The following is a 16,015-nucleotide window of genomic DNA, read 5'->3' as shown; positions in this document are numbered from 1 at the left end:
AGCACACCTCCTTTACTGGTTCTTAGGAGCCCCATCCACACTCTCTTTCATCCAGTCCTGTAAAGCCGTTACCGTCTGATTCCATTGCTCGACAGCGCTAATTTTCGCAGGGTTATCCCCTTTTTGGACACCATAACTGCCGAATTGGGCATGATTTCCCCCTTCGACTGTAAAATACAGCGTGTTGGCTGGTAAATAAGTTCTTCCACTTTGGACATTTTCCATCTGGACGACTCCATCATCACTTCCCAGTAGAGAAATAACGGGCAGATTTTTATCCTTTAAATTACCCTTGTTATCCGGGTAGGAGGCGAGGAAAAATACACCTTTGACCTGATCAGGATATGCAGCTGCATATCGGGCCGCCATCACACCGCCTAACGAATGGCCTCCAATAACAAATGCTTCTTTCGGATATGCCTTTAGCACTTCATTCGCTAGATCCGGGGAGATCAATGCAAGGTTCAGTGGCATTTTTGCAATGATCACATGATGACCCTTTTCCGCCAGACGGCGTGCCAAGGGCGCATAACTTTCGGGCTTCACCAATGCCCCTGGGTACAAAATGACTCCGGCTCCGCTTCTTTTTGCAGGCTCAAAACCGCCCCAATGTTCTTGTTCATTTACTTTCACAGCATCCGCTACTTCAGCTAATGCAGCAGCAGCCGTCTCGTCAGGCTGATAAGGCGTAAACACCTTCCATGCTCCCCACCCTGCGATCAGTGCAATAACAATCAGGATGCCTAAGAGAACTTTCCATATTTTCCGAGGACCACGTGTCCCATATGAATTGTATGATCTTCTTGTTCTTCTTCTCATTGTAAAAGTTCCTTTCGCCTTTCGTACCTCGTAATTCGTAATTTGAATATAAAATGTATCGCTGTATTCATCAGCGTAACTAGCCTTGTTAGGGTAACATCGTTGCACATACAGGGTCAAATCAGCATACATTTCCACGTCTTAGCCCATCTTTGTCCGGTGTTCAAGCTTTCGCCACACAATAAGGTTATGATAACGCTTACTATTGTGAATAAAATCACAATGATAAAGTCCAGAGTATCGTACCTTGTTCCTTGTAAAGAATTATTTTTTAAATAGTTTAGTCGGCAGAAGCCGTTCGGAGGGAAACACATGACGACAAGCCATGATGTACAAGGGGAAAGCTTCTTTCTCAATTTGCGATTTCTGTTGATCATATGCGTATTTGCAGGGAATGCTCTGGAGCCTCTAGTCGGTTCACTTCATATTGCCCAACAATGGTTCAGCTGGATATTCATGTTTCATATGCCGTTGTTTGTACTCGTTACAGGCTACTTTGCCCAAACTTCTTTGACCGGATCAGCAGGCCGAAAAGTTCTGCTTCAGATCGGTATGCAATATCTTATTTTTCAATCGCTCTATTCGATCTTGGATGTTGCACTCTTCCACGTTCCCCATATCCATCATTCGTTCTTTGCTCCTTATCTGCTACTCTGGTTCCTTGCCAGCCATATCTGTTGGAGACTGCTGATGCTGTCTTTTCAGAAAATACCACCTGTCCTCCAATTGGGTATATCCGTGCTGCTGGGTATCCTCGTCGGGTATCTCCCTGTGGATGGTATATGGCTGAGCGTATGCAGAACCTTTGTTTATTTGCCTTACTTTGTAGCAGGTTATCATTTGAATTATGCAGACGTTCGACGGTTCTTCACAGCTCCAGTCCGCATAATCGCTGGCGTTGTATCTCTTCTGCTTATGGTACTGGCGGGAACGTCGTATTTCGGCATCCCAGCAGGCTGGCTGTATGGCAACATGACTTACGGTGAATTGGGCCATACCGAATGGTACGCAGGAATTTACCGCATCGGCATTTATGGAGTTCAATGGATAGCATCCATGGCGTTCCTAAGCTTTGTTCCAGCTGTCACAGGACGTATAACTGAGATGGGGAGACGGACACTATATGTCTTTTTACTCCATGGTTTGATCGTCCGTACCGTCGTTGCAAAGGGAGTCTACGAATATATAGATACTCCAGTGGAAGTCATGTTGATTGTAGTGTGTGCTGCAGGTCTGTGCTGTATGTTGACCATGCCTTGGGTTCGAACTGCAACACGACCTCTGATTGAGCCACAGGTAGAGTGGATGCTAAAGCCAGCTCCTTATCCTTTTAGACGGTCCGCGTAATCTTTTTATCCATTTTTTATTTAACATTGAACACGCGACAACCCACTCACAGACGAACATGTAAGCGAGTCTACCCCCTCTTTACTCCACTTGGAGCCTGTTTCATACAGGCGTGATGTGGTAAGTAAAGGATGCGCGCAACAAAAAACAACTTTTTTATTAAGGAGTGATTTGTAATGGCACGTAATCAAAATCAGGGGAAAATGAGTCGCGAAGAAGCAGGTCGTATGGGTGGAGAAGCTACTTCCAAGAAGCACAATAAGGAATTTTATCAGGAGATTGGTAAAAAAGGCGGGGAAGCAACCGCAAACTCTCACGATAAAGAATTTTATCAGGAAATCGGCAAAAAAGGCGGCGATGCTACAGCTGAGTCGCATGACAAAAATTTCTACAGAGACATCGGTCGTAAAGGCGGCAGAAATTAAGGTGTAATGTCATCCTCCGCCCTCCTTTAACATAAAACAAGCTTGAGCCCATCCGCTTTATTGCAGAATGGGCTCTTTCATATTTTAACTGATGTCAGTATACATATTTTTAATAGAATCAAATTCTAACTCTTCTAAATGCAATATATAGACAAATAAAACTGGTCATATCTATATATTGTTGATAGAGAACACTTCTTGTACTTTTTCAAAATCTTCATATATGTAGAAAAAAGCTCACATCTATGATAGACTCTTTAGAAAACATCTGCGCTATTACGGCGTCCATTGAACGCCATACTATTTTTATACTTTGGGGGGAAACCAGCATCATGACAGCTAAGACGAAAATGCGTTCCGATATGATTAAAAAAGGCTTTGACCGCGCTCCTCACCGCAGCTTGCTGCGCGCAGCGGGTGTCAAGGAAGAAGATTTTGACAAACCGTTTATTGCGGTATGCAACTCGTATATTGATATCGTACCGGGCCACGTCCATTTGCAGGAATTTGGCAAAATTGTCAAGCAAGCCATTCGTGAAGCAGGCGGTGTACCTTTCGAGTTTAACACCATCGGTGTAGATGACGGCATTGCTATGGGACACATCGGTATGCGTTATTCTCTGCCAAGCCGCGAAATTATAGCTGACTCTCTGGAAACTGTCGTTTCCGCTCACTGGTTTGACGGCATGGTTTGTATTCCTAACTGTGATAAAATTACCCCTGGCATGATGATGGGCGCATTGCGCGTTAACATTCCAACTATTTTCGTCAGCGGCGGTCCTATGAAAGCTGGTAAAGACAAGAACGGACGTTCTATTTCCCTGACCTCCGTCTTCGAAGGCGTAGGTGCATATCAGGCTGGTAAAATCGACGATCAAAGCTTGCTTGAATTAGAACAATATGGCTGTCCGACATGTGGCTCCTGTTCAGGGATGTTCACAGCGAATTCCATGAACTGTCTCGCAGAAGCAATGGGTCTGGCTATGCCGGGTAACGGCACCATTCTCGCAGTAGCAGAAGAACGTAAAGAATTCGTTAAACAATCTGCACGCCAATTAATGGAATTGATTAAGTTGGATCTTAAACCACGTGATATCGTGACTAAAGAGGCTATTGATAATGCATTTGCATTGGATATGGCAATGGGCGGTTCCACGAATACAGTATTGCATACATTGGCACTTGCCCATGAAGCAGAAGTTGACTACCCTATCGAACGTATTAATGAAGTCGCAAACCGCGTACCTCATTTGTCCAAATTGGCACCTGCTTCCGACTATCATATTGAGGATGTCCATAATGCAGGCGGCGTAAGCGCAGTGCTGAATGAATTGTTGAAGAAACCGGGCGCACTGCATGGAGACTGTATTACTGTGACCGGAAAAACCATTCGTGAAAACGTAGAAGGTCAGGAAATTCTGGATACTAACGTCATCCATAAACTGGACAACCCTTATTCTGAACGTGGCGGCCTAGCTGTATTATTCGGTAATCTGGCACCGCAAGGCTCCATCATTAAAGTCGGTGCAGTTGATCCTTCGGTTGGTGGTTATCACAAAGGTCCTGCTATCTGCTTTGATTCACAGGAAGATGCACTGGCAGGTATCGCCAACGGTAAAATTAATGAAGGACACGTTGTTGTTATCCGTTATGAAGGTCCAAAGGGCGGACCTGGTATGCCTGAAATGCTCGCTCCAACTTCACAAATCGTGGGCATGGGGCTTGGTGCCAAGGTGGGTCTGATTACAGACGGACGATTCTCAGGTGCTTCCCGCGGTATCTCCATCGGTCATATTTCCCCTGAAGCCGCAGAAGGCGGACCTATCGCTTTTGTTGAGGACGGCGATATCATCGAGCTGGACTTAAACAATCGTAAGATTGAGCTCCACATTACGGACGAAGAATTTGAACGTCGTCGCGCCAACTGGAAAGGCTTTGAGCCGAAGGTAAAAACGGGTTACCTGGCACGTTATTCCAAGCTGGTAACGAACGCAAGTAACGGCGGAATTATGAAAATCTAAATGCGTTGCCAAGATAGGATTACTTTATAAACAGCTAAAAGTCCTCTCGACCCTAACAAAGGATCGAGAGGATTTTTTTATTAGGTCATTAGGTTTAGCCTATTCAGTCATTTCGCTGTTGAGTGTATGGACATCATCTCGCTGTGCTGTTTGCTCAAGAGCTTCGTCTGAGCGGTGTAAGCCTCCCTGATGAAAACGGTCAAACAAGGTATCCATTGGCATCACAATCAGTTTCGGTACCATTACATCTTTTTTTTCACTCAATTGCTCTGAACCCAAAGGATGGATAACACGAAATAACAGCTTTAGATATACAGTGGACACATGCTTAAACAGTCCTTTGGGAAGCTCCCGAACTTGAAATCCCAACTTCTCTGGTCCCCGATGAATCATACTTACTGCGTATATCGCCTTTACACCCTTCATTTCAGAATCATGTACAATGCGTTGGGCCAGATCAGGAAGTTGTTTTTTTACAATCCGAATTAATTGAATAGCTAGATGTACCATCGACTTTGCCGTCGAACCCAATTGAAATAACTTTCTATTATCAAAATGAAGCTCAATTATCGGGTCCCCTTTTTCTAACCACCTGCTGTTCTCCATATTTACATTTGGCCCATGATAGATACGGCGACGATAATAAAAGATCGTATCCTCCTTGCTTACGGGACGAAGACGAAACAAAACATGGAATAGCCGCTCATACTGGAGCCATCCAAATACCAGCGTTCTTTTTAACCAGCCCGTACTGGACATCTCGGAGGCAGTAGGTTTATTGACAGACTGACGGCAAAACAATGTATCCACCCGTACGCTGCGTAATTGTCGTTCTTGGGCGACCCTCAGCAGCTTCTCCAGTGCGATTAGCATATTCTGGGGCGCTTCCACGTCTGCCCCCAATGTCGTACCACAGTCATGGAGCAGCATCACCTCGCCACCCCTCAGCTTTTTGAGCATTCTCTCCGCTAATTGTTTCGCTCCGATGCTGGCCTTCCAGTCCCCGAACATGGAGGACCATAATACGATTCGACGACCATGGGTGTTGGAAATATCAAAAAAGTTCACTATCCCCCAAGGTGGGCGATAAAAGGTCGTTCCCTCGCCAGTTACTCGACGAATGACTGACTCTGTCTGAGCAATTTGTCTTCTGACGGTAACAGGCCTCATAAGCCAATTCGATTTGTGCACATAATTATGAATACCGATTAGATGACCTTCATCATGCATGCGTTTCAGAAGCTCAGGGTGTTTTTCTGCATTTATCCCAACAACAAAAAAAGTAGCCTTGGCATCAAAACGCTTCAGTAAATCAAGCAGCTGTGATGTATACACTGGATCAGGGCCATCATCAAAGGTGAGTGCATATTCTTGCTCACTTTTGCCGCGCCTGAACACCCGGAAACCAAATATACGACTAACCAGCGCCGGAATAAAAGCATAAAAAGTTGAAATGTAAAACATCCATAACAGCAAAGTCTGCACGTTTTATCCCCACTTTTCTATTCTGAACTCCCCAAGCAGGCTTCCTGAGGAAAACTCACTTACTTATATATTATCACAATGAAGCAAACATGCCGAGATTTCGCTATTGCATATGGTCAGCATTGAGGTCCAATTTAGTGTACAATAAATAAAAATCTAAAAGGAGTCGTTGTATACATATGCTTCCCTTGTACAAAAAATATTGGCGTACCGTTTTTGATATCGGTTTGATCGTATTAACCGTGTATTTAATTATGTTCGTATCCAGCAAACTGTATCAACTTGCCGCACCTGTGTTCCTTTCGTTCGTCGTGTTCTGGTGCATTGAACCTGCTGCCCGTTATTTTCATCGGAAAGGAATGAAAAAGCCTTTTGCCTCCGCACTCTCCGTATTGCTATTTATCATCCTCTTACTTGCTATTTTTTTCGGATTGGGCCTGATTCTAGTTACGCAATTTACGAAAGTCGCGCAAAACCTCCCACAATATACTCAGATTATCCAAGCGGAATTCACGCGATATCTTCATCTTTCTCAAGATAAAATCGCTGCTTTACCTCCGAGTGTTACTGAACGTGTGAATGATTATTTTGCGACTGCCACCACCATTGCTACGAAGTGGGCACAGCTAGGATTATCCTTTTTCATACAGTTCCTCAGTTCTTTCACTGTTTTTATGGGCAACTTTGCCATTGCCATCATTTTAGCGTTCTTTTTAAGTATGGAAATTAATCTTTGGAAGGGCATTGCTCGTAGTAAAACACCCAAGACACTAAAAACTGCTTACCTTTTTCTAAAAAATCACGTACTTAAAGCTATCTCCGCTTTTCTCAAGGCTCAAGCTCTACTGGTAGGGATTACCTTTGTTCTCGTATTTATAGGTTTACTCATTTTGCAAGTGGATAATGCCCTCTCATTGGCGCTCGTGGCAGCTTTGTTTGATATTCTGCCCTTGCTGGGTGTGCCTGTTATTTTTATTCCGTGGGCCGTGTATCTGTTCATCACAGGCAATACCGCCCTGGCTGTAGGCCTGCTTATTGTCATGGCTGTGACGGTGATCGTCCGCCAGCTGGCAGAGCCTAAAATCACTGGTAATTCCATCGGTGTTTCATCTGCCTATCTGATGCTTTCCTTTGCCATTATATCGTTGTCCATCTTTGGACTGGCCGGATTAATCCTGTCTCCCATTCTGATCATTTTGCTTAAGGAATTGTGGCAGCAAGGCTATCTGCAGAAATGGATTCGGTTTCCGACAGAGGAATTTGACGAGCCCCCGTTTATCGTAAAAATCCAGGAGGAAGATCGTGAAGCTACTCATGGTACTCAAGAGGATTGAGCTAACAGATCCATTACTTGACCAAACAGTGCTGTAGCTTGATTTGCAGAATGTGTTGAAGCATTTTGCACAAGGACGGCGACCGCATAACGAGGCCGCTCTATCGGACCATAGCCTATAAACCACTGGTGATTGATAGGTTGACCGTTCTTTAAAGCTTGGGCCGTACCCGATTTGCCGGCCAGATTCCATGATTTATTACGCAAGGAGGCACCAGTTCCCTGTGTCACAACCTTTTCCATTGCTTCACGAAGCGTGCGAGCCGTCGATGTGTGAATCGAGCGGCTGCCCTCGGGTGAAGATGCAGCATGAGCAGGTAGTTCCAGTAAGGTGCTACCATCTGCGTAGCTAATGCGTTTGACAATGCGTGGTGCATGTACTTGACCCTCGTGCAGCAAGGTGACGATGAGATTGGCAGCTTGGAGAGGCGTTACCAGCACATCGCGCTGACCGATAGCTGTCTGTACACGTACGCCCGGATCATACGCGTTCGTATGGGAGCCGAATACGGCTCCCTTTTCTTCGTGATCCAGCGGTCTGAATTGAGGTAGTCCTGCAAGATTCCGCTCCTGCCAGCCCACAGTTCGGCTCAATCCCAGTGCAGAGGCTGTGGCCTGAATTTGCTCAGGATTAAGCCGTTCGCCGAGATGAGCGAATACACTATTACAGGATACGGCAAGCCCTTCCTCCAGGTTCAGGGTACCGTGTCCTTCTTTTTTCCAGCAAGCCAAACCGTACTTGCCATAAGTTCCATGACAATGGAATTGTTCCTGCGGTTGGACAACACCTGATTCAAGTGCAGCAGCAGCCGTAACCAACTTAAAAATGGATCCAGGCGTTATCGCCTTGAGGGCACGATTAGACCAGTCTGTTTTTTTCTGGGGATCAACATGACCGGGATTATAAAAAGGGCGAGACACCATCGCCAGTACATCCGCGTTGCCTGCATCGAGCACTACCACCGCCCCTTCTGCCAAATGACTAGATTCCGTCAGCTTTTCAATCTGTTCCTGTATAGGTAGATCAATTGTAGTCTGCACTTGTAAAGGATAGTGACCATTGGATGGAGCACTGACACGCAACGGTATATGAGTCAATGGACGACGCTGCGCATCTACAAATCGGGAGACGAACGTTTCACCGACGCCGCTCAGCAGCGGCTCCAGCGTTCTTTCCAGCCCGGCTGCCCCCATCGGCAGTTCACTCGCTCGGTCGGCACGTTCATACAGAAAGCCAAGCCATTGCCTGCCATTGGGCAAATCCCTGTAACGTTTCGCATAAGGTACAAGCTCAATAAGCGAAGGGGCTAGCTTCAGCAGCTTGCCTGCTTCATTCGGATTGATTTGTACGGGCTCTCCGCGCCCATCTCGCCATATGAGCGGGGATTGCAGTCCTTTCCATCGTGTCAGTAGTTGCTTTTTATTCGTACGCAGTAGCTTGGCCAGTTCTTCGCCATGTAAAGCCGCTTTGCCATCTACATCGGGAAAAAGCACTGGCGCCCATACGACTCCGCCAGTCAAGGGTTGCCCATGCCGGTCCGTAAACTGTCCACGTCCAGAGTCGATAGAAATGCCCTCCTGTCGCTGACGTGCTGACATTTCCTTAAGCGAATGCCCCCCATAGACGGACATATGAATGCCCGCTGTCCCCTGAATCCAAGCCAGTCGGAATAATAAAATCAGCAGTAGCGCCATCACCCCCAAGCCCATATATGCAATTCGACGTTTTCGTATGAAACTGCTACCACGCCTCGGCACACCCATCCTTCTTTCATCTTTTTTCCAGTAGTATGTCCTGTAGTTGAAAAAGAAAACCCACTCAACTTTTAACGTGAATGGGTTTCCGAATTTATTTGTATCTTGTGATGTCTGCTTCTGGGCTCCAATTTAAAAACTCGTCTAACGAATAAAAAACCGTAATAAAAATGGTAATGGCCAGTACAACCCAAGCTACCTTTGTGTTTGTATTCATCTTTTGCTTTCCTTCTTGAGTGATTTTTAAGCACATCTACTAATAAAAAGTACAAAACCACGGAGATCAGTGACAATCCTGATTTCCATGGTTTTGTTATATCTACACCGTAAACCGCGAAAGCTGTTCCTTCAAGTTCACTGATACTCCTTCCAGCTTATCCGACAAACCTACCAGTTGATTACCAATATTAGCCTGTTCAGTGCTGAGCGAAGCGACTTCCTGCGAAGTAGCTGAGGATTGCTCGGCTACCGCACTTACATTGGTCATTGCCTCGGACAAAGTGGTCTGCGATTCACTCAGATGATGAATGGAGGCAGTGACCGTTCCCAATCGTAGCGCGAACTCTCCCATTTGCTGCTGAACCGATTGGAAAATGTCCGTTGTTTCCTGCACGGCTCCCATCTGTTCCCGGAACAGCGGGTACACCTCAGATAATGCCTGTACCGTTTCATTCATTTCATTGACGATGTTGTTAGTAATGCCTGTAGCCGTACGAATAGCTTGACGTGATTGTTCAGCCAACTGCCGAACCTCATTAGCTACCACCATAAAACCACGCCCAGCCGTCCCCGCTCGTGCTGCTTCAATCGTCGCATTCAGTGATAGAATGTTCGTTTGTTTAGCAATATCCTGTAATACGTCCAGCACCTTAAAGACATCGGAAGTTGTCTTCTTCAGTTCATCTACTTTGCCCACCAGAGCATGCGTAGTTTCTTCCGTAACCTTAGTCTTGCTCAATAGATTTTTCAGCTGAATGGTCCCTTGTTCACTGGATTGTTCAACTTCTTGTGCGACCAGACTCATTTCATGATTGGAAGCCATAACCGTATCCATTTGCTGAGATATATTCCCGGTAAGTCCGCTGCCACGTTCAGCCTCTGTTGCCAAACTGGCGGCGCCATGAGCAATCTCTTCCGTTGCTGCTGCAATTTCTTTGGCTGAAATGGCTGTCTTCTTCGAGGCATTGCCTAGTTCCGTCGCTGTATTCAGAACCTCCTGAGCTGAGGCATTCGTCTGTTCTACCAGCAATGTAATTTGCTCCATCATCGTATCAAAGCTTTCTGACAATTGCCCAATTTCATCCTGAGCCTTATAGTTCGTTCGGATTTGCAAGTTGCCTTTGGCACCTTCGACCATTAAATCCTTCAGATGTGTCAATGGCCGAGCCACGAGGCGCACGATCCACAGGCCAATGAACAATGCAATGAGTGCAGCCACTGCGGCAAATATCCAGGTTGTAGTTAGTATCCCCTTAGCGTCTTTCACCAGCTCAGATACAGGTACTACACCCACGAGAATCCACTTGGAAGTTCCCAGTGTATTATGAACCGCAAGCACACTTTGCTTTTTGCCGTCTGCTTCCTGCTCCATAATTTGATTTCCTTCGATCCCTTCAAGCTTGGACACGTAATCCAGCTTTGTCTTTCCTCCTGCCAAGCCCTCATTGTTAGAACCTACAAACTCACCCTTGTCTGTCACAAGACTAATCATACTGCCTGAACCCAAATTAATACCTTTTAACTCGTCCTCCACCGCACTGGACTTTAAATCCATAACCAGAACATAAGTCCCTCCCAACCCAGACATGCTGTTCATGGAGCGTGCCAGACGAAAGGTCTTGCTACCATTGTCATTCACCTGCGTAGGTAGCCAAACAATTCCTTTGTTTTTCAAAATATCCTTAAACCACGCTTCCTGCCGTACATCCTTTTGTGTTCCGGTGCCCATAGCAGCTAAATTGGTTTCTTCCGGGTACAAGTACATTGAATCAATCGCTTTATTCGTAAAAGCAAGATTCGTTAGCTTCTTATTCACTTCGCCCATAGCAACAAAAGATGCAAAGGGATTTTTATCTTGCTTTACTGCCTTTTGCAACTGATCACTTAATTCAGTATCGAAAAATACCTGTGTCGATGTGTCTTGAAAGCGCTCTAGAATAATATCAAGCTTTTCTGAAGTTTGCTGGACGGTCTGCTGATAAGCCGTAGCTGCATTTTGCTCAATCGTACTTTTAGCCTTGTAGTATGAGAGCATCCCCAAGCTGACCACAAATAACATAATTGCCGCAAAAAAGATCAGAAACAACTTCATTCCAACCGAACGTATCGGATTATAGTTTTTGACCAAATGCATGAAATCTTTACTGTACCTTTCCGGCTTAAGTAAACGCTTTAAATTGTGTGTACCTTTACGAGTTGCCTTAGCTACCCAGGGGGCAACCTTCGAAGACACCGCAACCTTTTGTTCCTCTTTATCCGTTGTCACTTTACTGCCTTTCAAACCCTGCATTTGATCCGTTTTCTTGGGTTGCCTTTTTGCTGTATTCCCCTCTTTTTTCCGTAAACCCATTTCTCTCACCTACCACCATATAATTAGTTTCTAATTCCACGTCATCCATTATGTATCTATTATCTATATAACTTCTATCGGAACTATTCGACAAGGAATGTAGCTTTCCTTTGAGTATCAACTAAATTTTGTGAAACTTTTTTCCTAGAAAACTATTCAAAAAAAAGCCTCTCCAACCGATAGGAGAGGCTTTTGAATCTTTTCACCTGTGACTTAAGGCTTATTTACTTCTTTTTACGCATCATATCAAAATACGATACGGGCTGATCTACCTTCATTCTAATTCGTTGAAGCGGGTGACGAGCAGCATCCAATTCGTTGCCTTCCTCATCCCAGATCGTTCCGACCGTTTGTTTAAAGAATGTTCCGTTCGGACCGAAAAATTCGATTTCATGCCCTGGTTTAAAATGGTTCCGTTGTTGAATGGTTGCAATGCCACTCGCGGCATCGTAGTCCATGACCAGTCCGGCAAAATCATAAGGGACTGCCTTTTCTTCCGGCTCATAAATATGATCTTCATGATCCGGTGTATCGTAGAAAAACCCTGTATTCAACGGACGATTGGCTGCCTTGTTAATTTCTTCAATCCATTCTGGTTTGAGCACATAATTTTCAGGATCAGCCATGTAGGAATCAATCGCTTGACGATAGACATTCACGACGGTAGCCACATAGTGAATGGACTTCATACGTCCCTCCACTTTAAAGCTGTCTACACCTACATCAATCAGATCAGGGACATTTTCAATCATACACAGATCCTTGGAACCCATAGAAAAGGCATTATCGCTCTCTTCGAACAGTGGAAGCTGGTTAACACCAAGCTGGAACTGTTTCAGTGCATTGCTCTCCTGTGCCTCTTCCTCAGATATCCAAACCTCACCTGGGCGGGCATCCTCAAACAAATCGTATTTCCAGCGGCAAGACTGACAACATCCTCCACGATTGGAATCACGGTCTGTAAAGTGATTGGACAACACGCAGCGGCCGGAAAATGAAGAGCACATCGCACCATGGACGAATGCTTCGATTTCGATGTCCACATGCTTTTTAATTTCTTCGATTTCCTCCAGACTGGTCTCACGTCCCAGTACCACACGCGGTAGTCCCTCGTTTTTCCAAAACTTTACCGCTTGCCAGTTCAGTGTGGACTGCTGTGTACTCAAATGCACTTCCAATCCAGGAACAGCACGCAATGCCACGGATACAATAGCCGGATCAGCGACGATAACGGCATGAATTCCTGCCTCGTACAGATTGCGCAAGTATTCTTCGATTCCGGCAATATCCTCATTGTGGGCATAGATATTGGTGGCTACAAGCACCTTAGCACCGTACTTGTTAGCAAATTCTACACCTTCGCGCATTTCTTCAAAACTGAAATTATCGGCGTTAGAACGCAGACCATATTTTTGTCCACCAATATATACAGCATCCGCGCCATAGTGAACGGCAAACTTCAGCTTTTCCAGATTTCCGGCAGGAGCCAATAGCTCCGGCTTATCCAGACGATTCCGTTTACCTATATATTTTCTTGTTTTGGTTATCGTCCCCATGACGTTCCCCCCTCTGTGAATTCATTTTAAAATTAATAAACCTGCTCTTTATAGAAAAATCCGAAGGAAAGTTCCCGTTCCGGATCTTGAAGACGGCGAACTTCATCCAGCCAGCTTTCATCATAAGCATAAGCATCCGGGTCAGCTGTATAATTATCTATGGCTTTACGATAAGCACGAACAACCGCCTCATTGTAAGCCGTAGGTTTCAATAAGCCCTCGATCTTAAAGCTATGCACGCCCGCCTCCATCAGAATATGCAGGTCCTCCATGATACAAAAATCATCTGAACTCATAATATGTGTCCCATTAATATCCTCGTAGATGGGGAACTTCTCTTCCTTTCGCTCTGCTTCAATCAGAAACAAGCCGCGCCCTCTACCCAAATCGCCTTCTACATTACGTCCCTGGTGCAGCATATAACTTTGAACAAGCTTACGCTTGGAGTGATAAATATTGGTCATGCCATGTACCTGAACCTGTGCTTCTATGTTCAACTTTGGTATCATTTCGGTAATTTCATCCATACTGAGCTCACGAGCCAAAATGACCCGGGAGGCTCCTTTTTCACCCCAATAGTTGGCGGTTGCGAAGTTGGTGGAGATCATCTCACCGTTCCAGAACAGCTTAAGATGCGGGGCGTACTCCTTCACGGCCATGAGCACTGCGGGATCATTAAACTCAATGGCGTCTATGCCGCATCCAGCTAGGGTCTGCACATATTCGGGAAGGAGCGGCAATAGCTCGTTCGTCATCAAATTCGTCATGGATACGTATACCTGCGCCGTATGCTTCCGTGCCTCTTCCACCACTTCACGGATTTGGTCCGGTGTAAAATGTCCCGGCAGCCGCATTCCAAAGCGGTCATCTCCAATAAGTAATGCAGTAGCTCCAGCCTCCAGCATATGGCGGGCATCCTCCGGAGAGCTGGCAGTTGCCAGTAGTTCGGGTTTGTAAGCCATAGGCTCACCTCCTAATTTGTCTTACGGTTACTTACCTGAATGTTATGCAAATGTTCTTTATACGTTTTGGCAAACAAATGTTCATGTGTCCCATCTTTTTTGGTCACGTAAAACAAATAATCTGTAGCTTTCGGCTGTAAAGCCGCTATCACTGATTTCAGACTGGGACTTGCAATCGGCCCTGGTGGAAGTCCCTGATGCATATACGTATTATAAGGGCTTTCCACAGCCAAATCCTTGTAATACAGCCGTTCCTTTTGCTTATCCAGCATATATTGAACTGTAGCATCAATTTCCAGCTTCTTATCCTGTTTGAGTCGGTTATAAATGACGCCAGCTACTACAGACCGCTCATCTTCCACAACCACTTCGCGCTCTACGAGAGAAGCAACTGTCAGCAGTTGATGCAGCGTTTCACCCCGCTGTTTCAGCTTCGCATCCAAATCGGAAACAGTTTCCAACCGCTTTTGTGTCTGTTCTAGCATCACCTGTATAATATCTTTGGCCGTACTACCCTTTTTCAGCTCATAGGTTTCCGGGAAAAGATAGCCCTCCAGCGCATAGCGAAGCCCCGCCTGCTTTGGAATGTCCCGCACTAGCGCGACGTCAAAAGCGGACGGATCGTTGGCCAGCTGCAAAAATTGCTGCCGGTCTGCCAGTCCTTCCTTTTGCAGCTTATCAGCCATCTGTCTAATCGTAAAACCTTCCGGGATTGTAAAACGAATCATTTCCTCTTTGACAACATCTCCAGCCGATAACTTAGTAATCAACTGATCAAAGGTTGCGCCAGGCTTCGCCTCATATTTTCCGGCCTGAAATGCGCTTCCTTGCTGTTTGAATTTTACATAAGCCTTAAACACGAGCGCATTACGTATAAGTCCCTTTTGCTCCAGCGTATCTGCAATAGCCGATGTTCCTGTTCCCTGCACCACCGTAAAAGCAACAGGTTGTGTTTGGGGCTGAACAGGCTGCATGGCATTCCAAATATAGAGGGCTGCACCTCCTGCTATAATGATAAGCAGTAGAAATAACGTAAACATCCTTGTCCTTCGCTTCACATCCACCCAACTCCTTCACAGCCAAAAAGGGCGGACTGGTCCGCCCTTTCAGGTTTGATCTCATCGTTATCCAGACTTACAGTTCTTCCGGCAACGTACATTCGTCGTACAGCTCGGAAATATCTTCCCACTCATCATCATCTTCAATGGTGGTGATGGAGATTTCGCCGTCTGTGGATAAGCTTACATGGTAAAGTTCATGTTCGCCAACAGCAGCCCCAGGTCTACGCAATACGGCGTACCGTTGCTCACCTACCTTGAACTCTGCTTCCAATTCCATGCGCATCGCATGGCCCTGTTCATCCTGCAGCTCTACATCGCCGTCGAACGTTTCCTTCAAATCAGAGGTCCAACTCAGGTCTTCACGTGAATAGATCGTCATTTCCCGTCTTCCTCTTCATCTTCTTCTACAAATGTATTAAAGGTCTCTTCGACGATTTCCCATTCGGCATCGTCTTGGATCACAAACAATTTAATATCATCGCCTTCTTCCTCGTAACGGAAGGCGTACACATCGGACTCATCAGCTTCAGGGTCCACTGGCGCAACCATCATGTACTTCGCTTCGGAACCATCTACCTCAAACTTCATAATGACCTCGAACTCTTCCTCGTTGCCCTCGTCATCGGCAATATAAATAATTTCCGGCTCTTCTTCCATACCCACTTGATTTTCAGCCATTACG

At 45.7% G+C, this 16,015-nt stretch carries 14 protein-coding genes; 4 read left to right on the top strand and 10 right to left on the bottom strand.

Translation table 11 applies throughout. The annotated features are described in order from the left end of the window. Nucleotides 1-12: 12 nt before the first annotated feature. Nucleotides 13-819 (bottom strand): alpha/beta fold hydrolase, encoded by an 807-nt coding sequence (locus MHB54_RS20115; RefSeq protein WP_340981834.1) that lies wholly within the window; start codon nt 817-819, stop codon nt 13-15. Between the two features lie 312 nt (nt 820-1,131). On the opposite strand from MHB54_RS20115, the gene MHB54_RS20110 reads away from it, so the two are divergent. From MHB54_RS20110 to ilvD, 3 genes are all read left to right on the top strand, one after another. Then, nucleotides 1,132-2,166, top strand: a complete 1,035-nt coding sequence (locus MHB54_RS20110; RefSeq protein WP_023989893.1) for an acyltransferase family protein — start codon at nt 1,132-1,134, stop codon at nt 2,164-2,166. A gap of 176 nt (nt 2,167-2,342) precedes the next feature. Next, nucleotides 2,343-2,591, top strand: coding sequence for a KGG domain-containing protein (locus MHB54_RS20105; protein WP_023989894.1), 249 nt, complete (start codon nt 2,343-2,345; stop codon nt 2,589-2,591). Between the two features lie 332 nt (nt 2,592-2,923). After that, nucleotides 2,924-4,612, top strand: coding sequence for a dihydroxy-acid dehydratase (gene ilvD / locus MHB54_RS20100; protein ID WP_023989895.1), 1,689 nt, complete (start codon nt 2,924-2,926; stop codon nt 4,610-4,612). 99 nt (nt 4,613-4,711) lie between these two features. Here ilvD and MHB54_RS20095 read toward each other — a convergent pair whose 3' ends face one another. Beyond that, complete coding sequence (locus MHB54_RS20095; RefSeq protein WP_068941984.1) at nt 4,712-6,097, bottom strand: polysaccharide deacetylase family protein; 1,386 nt, start codon at nt 6,095-6,097, stop codon at nt 4,712-4,714. Between the two features lie 179 nt (nt 6,098-6,276). Between MHB54_RS20095 and MHB54_RS20090 the strand changes: the two genes are divergently transcribed. Beyond that, complete coding sequence (locus MHB54_RS20090; RefSeq protein ID WP_264454658.1) at nt 6,277-7,431, top strand: AI-2E family transporter; 1,155 nt, start codon at nt 6,277-6,279, stop codon at nt 7,429-7,431. On the opposite strand, the gene MHB54_RS20085 is transcribed toward MHB54_RS20090, so the two are convergent. The 8 genes from MHB54_RS20085 to MHB54_RS20050 form a co-directional block, all read right to left on the bottom strand. Beyond that, nucleotides 7,419-9,194 carry a peptidoglycan D,D-transpeptidase FtsI family protein gene (locus tag MHB54_RS20085; RefSeq protein WP_053325954.1) on the bottom strand — a complete coding sequence of 592 codons (1,776 nt, stop codon included), beginning with the start codon at nt 9,192-9,194 and terminating at the stop codon, nt 7,419-7,421. The genes MHB54_RS20090 and MHB54_RS20085 overlap by 13 nt on opposite strands. Before the next feature lie 85 nt (nt 9,195-9,279). Continuing rightward, nucleotides 9,280-9,402: a hypothetical protein gene (locus tag MHB54_RS20080; RefSeq protein WP_023989899.1), complete on the bottom strand. Its 123-nt coding sequence runs from the start codon at nt 9,400-9,402 to the stop codon at nt 9,280-9,282. Between the two features lie 102 nt (nt 9,403-9,504). After that, a complete protein-coding gene (locus tag MHB54_RS20075) occupies nt 9,505-11,754 on the bottom strand; it encodes a methyl-accepting chemotaxis protein (RefSeq protein WP_264454657.1) in 2,250 nt (749 codons plus the stop codon). Between the two features lie 224 nt (nt 11,755-11,978). Further along, on the bottom strand, nt 11,979-13,310 hold the full coding sequence (locus MHB54_RS20070) for a peptidase U32 family protein (protein WP_013311519.1): 1,332 nt from the start codon (nt 13,308-13,310) through the stop codon (nt 11,979-11,981). Between the two features lie 32 nt (nt 13,311-13,342). Then, nucleotides 13,343-14,272 (bottom strand): peptidase U32 family protein, encoded by a 930-nt coding sequence (locus MHB54_RS20065; RefSeq protein WP_023989901.1) that lies wholly within the window; start codon nt 14,270-14,272, stop codon nt 13,343-13,345. A gap of 11 nt (nt 14,273-14,283) precedes the next feature. Beyond that, a complete protein-coding gene (gene mltG / locus MHB54_RS20060; protein ID WP_034095082.1) occupies nt 14,284-15,312 on the bottom strand; it encodes an endolytic transglycosylase MltG in 1,029 nt (342 codons plus the stop codon). Nucleotides 15,313-15,406: 94 nt separating this feature from the next. Next, nucleotides 15,407-15,712, bottom strand: coding sequence for a DUF1292 domain-containing protein (locus tag MHB54_RS20055; RefSeq protein ID WP_053325955.1), 306 nt, complete (start codon nt 15,710-15,712; stop codon nt 15,407-15,409). Further along, nucleotides 15,709-16,011: a DUF1292 domain-containing protein gene (locus MHB54_RS20050; RefSeq protein WP_023989904.1), complete on the bottom strand. Its 303-nt coding sequence runs from the start codon at nt 16,009-16,011 to the stop codon at nt 15,709-15,711. Before MHB54_RS20050 ends, MHB54_RS20055 begins: the two co-directional genes overlap by 4 nt. Nucleotides 16,012-16,015: the final 4 nt, after the last annotated feature.

Origin of the sequence: Paenibacillus sp. FSL M7-0802, assembly GCF_038004945.1 — a bacterium.
Taxonomy (GTDB): Bacteria; Bacillota; Bacilli; order Paenibacillales; family Paenibacillaceae; genus Paenibacillus; species Paenibacillus polymyxa_B.
The sequence above is the reverse complement of the archived record's forward strand: the minus strand, read 5'-3'. Positions and strand labels throughout refer to the sequence as shown.

Excerpts from the sequence above, each read along its gene's own strand:
- MHB54_RS20115 (WP_340981834.1), bottom strand. The coding sequence starts at position 819 with ATGAGAAGAAGAACAAGAAGATCATACAATTCATATGGGACACGTGGT.
- MHB54_RS20110 (WP_023989893.1), top strand. The coding sequence starts at position 1,132 with ATGACGACAAGCCATGATGTACAAGGGGAAAGCTTCTTTCTCAATTTG.
- MHB54_RS20105 (WP_023989894.1), top strand. The coding sequence starts at position 2,343 with ATGGCACGTAATCAAAATCAGGGGAAAATGAGTCGCGAAGAAGCAGGT.
- ilvD (WP_023989895.1), top strand. The coding sequence starts at position 2,924 with ATGACAGCTAAGACGAAAATGCGTTCCGATATGATTAAAAAAGGCTTT.
- MHB54_RS20090 (WP_264454658.1), top strand. The coding sequence starts at position 6,277 with ATGCTTCCCTTGTACAAAAAATATTGGCGTACCGTTTTTGATATCGGT.
- MHB54_RS20085 (WP_053325954.1), bottom strand. The coding sequence starts at position 9,194 with ATGGGTGTGCCGAGGCGTGGTAGCAGTTTCATACGAAAACGTCGAATT.
- MHB54_RS20080 (WP_023989899.1), bottom strand. The coding sequence starts at position 9,402 with ATGAATACAAACACAAAGGTAGCTTGGGTTGTACTGGCCATTACCATT.
- MHB54_RS20075 (WP_264454657.1), bottom strand. The coding sequence starts at position 11,754 with ATGGGTTTACGGAAAAAAGAGGGGAATACAGCAAAAAGGCAACCCAAG.
- MHB54_RS20070 (WP_013311519.1), bottom strand. The coding sequence starts at position 13,310 with ATGGGGACGATAACCAAAACAAGAAAATATATAGGTAAACGGAATCGT.
- MHB54_RS20065 (WP_023989901.1), bottom strand. The coding sequence starts at position 14,272 with ATGGCTTACAAACCCGAACTACTGGCAACTGCCAGCTCTCCGGAGGAT.
- mltG (WP_034095082.1), bottom strand. The coding sequence starts at position 15,312 with ATGTTTACGTTATTTCTACTGCTTATCATTATAGCAGGAGGTGCAGCC.
- MHB54_RS20055 (WP_053325955.1), bottom strand. The coding sequence starts at position 15,712 with ATGACGATCTATTCACGTGAAGACCTGAGTTGGACCTCTGATTTGAAG.
- MHB54_RS20050 (WP_023989904.1), bottom strand. The coding sequence starts at position 16,011 with ATGGCTGAAAATCAAGTGGGTATGGAAGAAGAGCCGGAAATTATTTAT.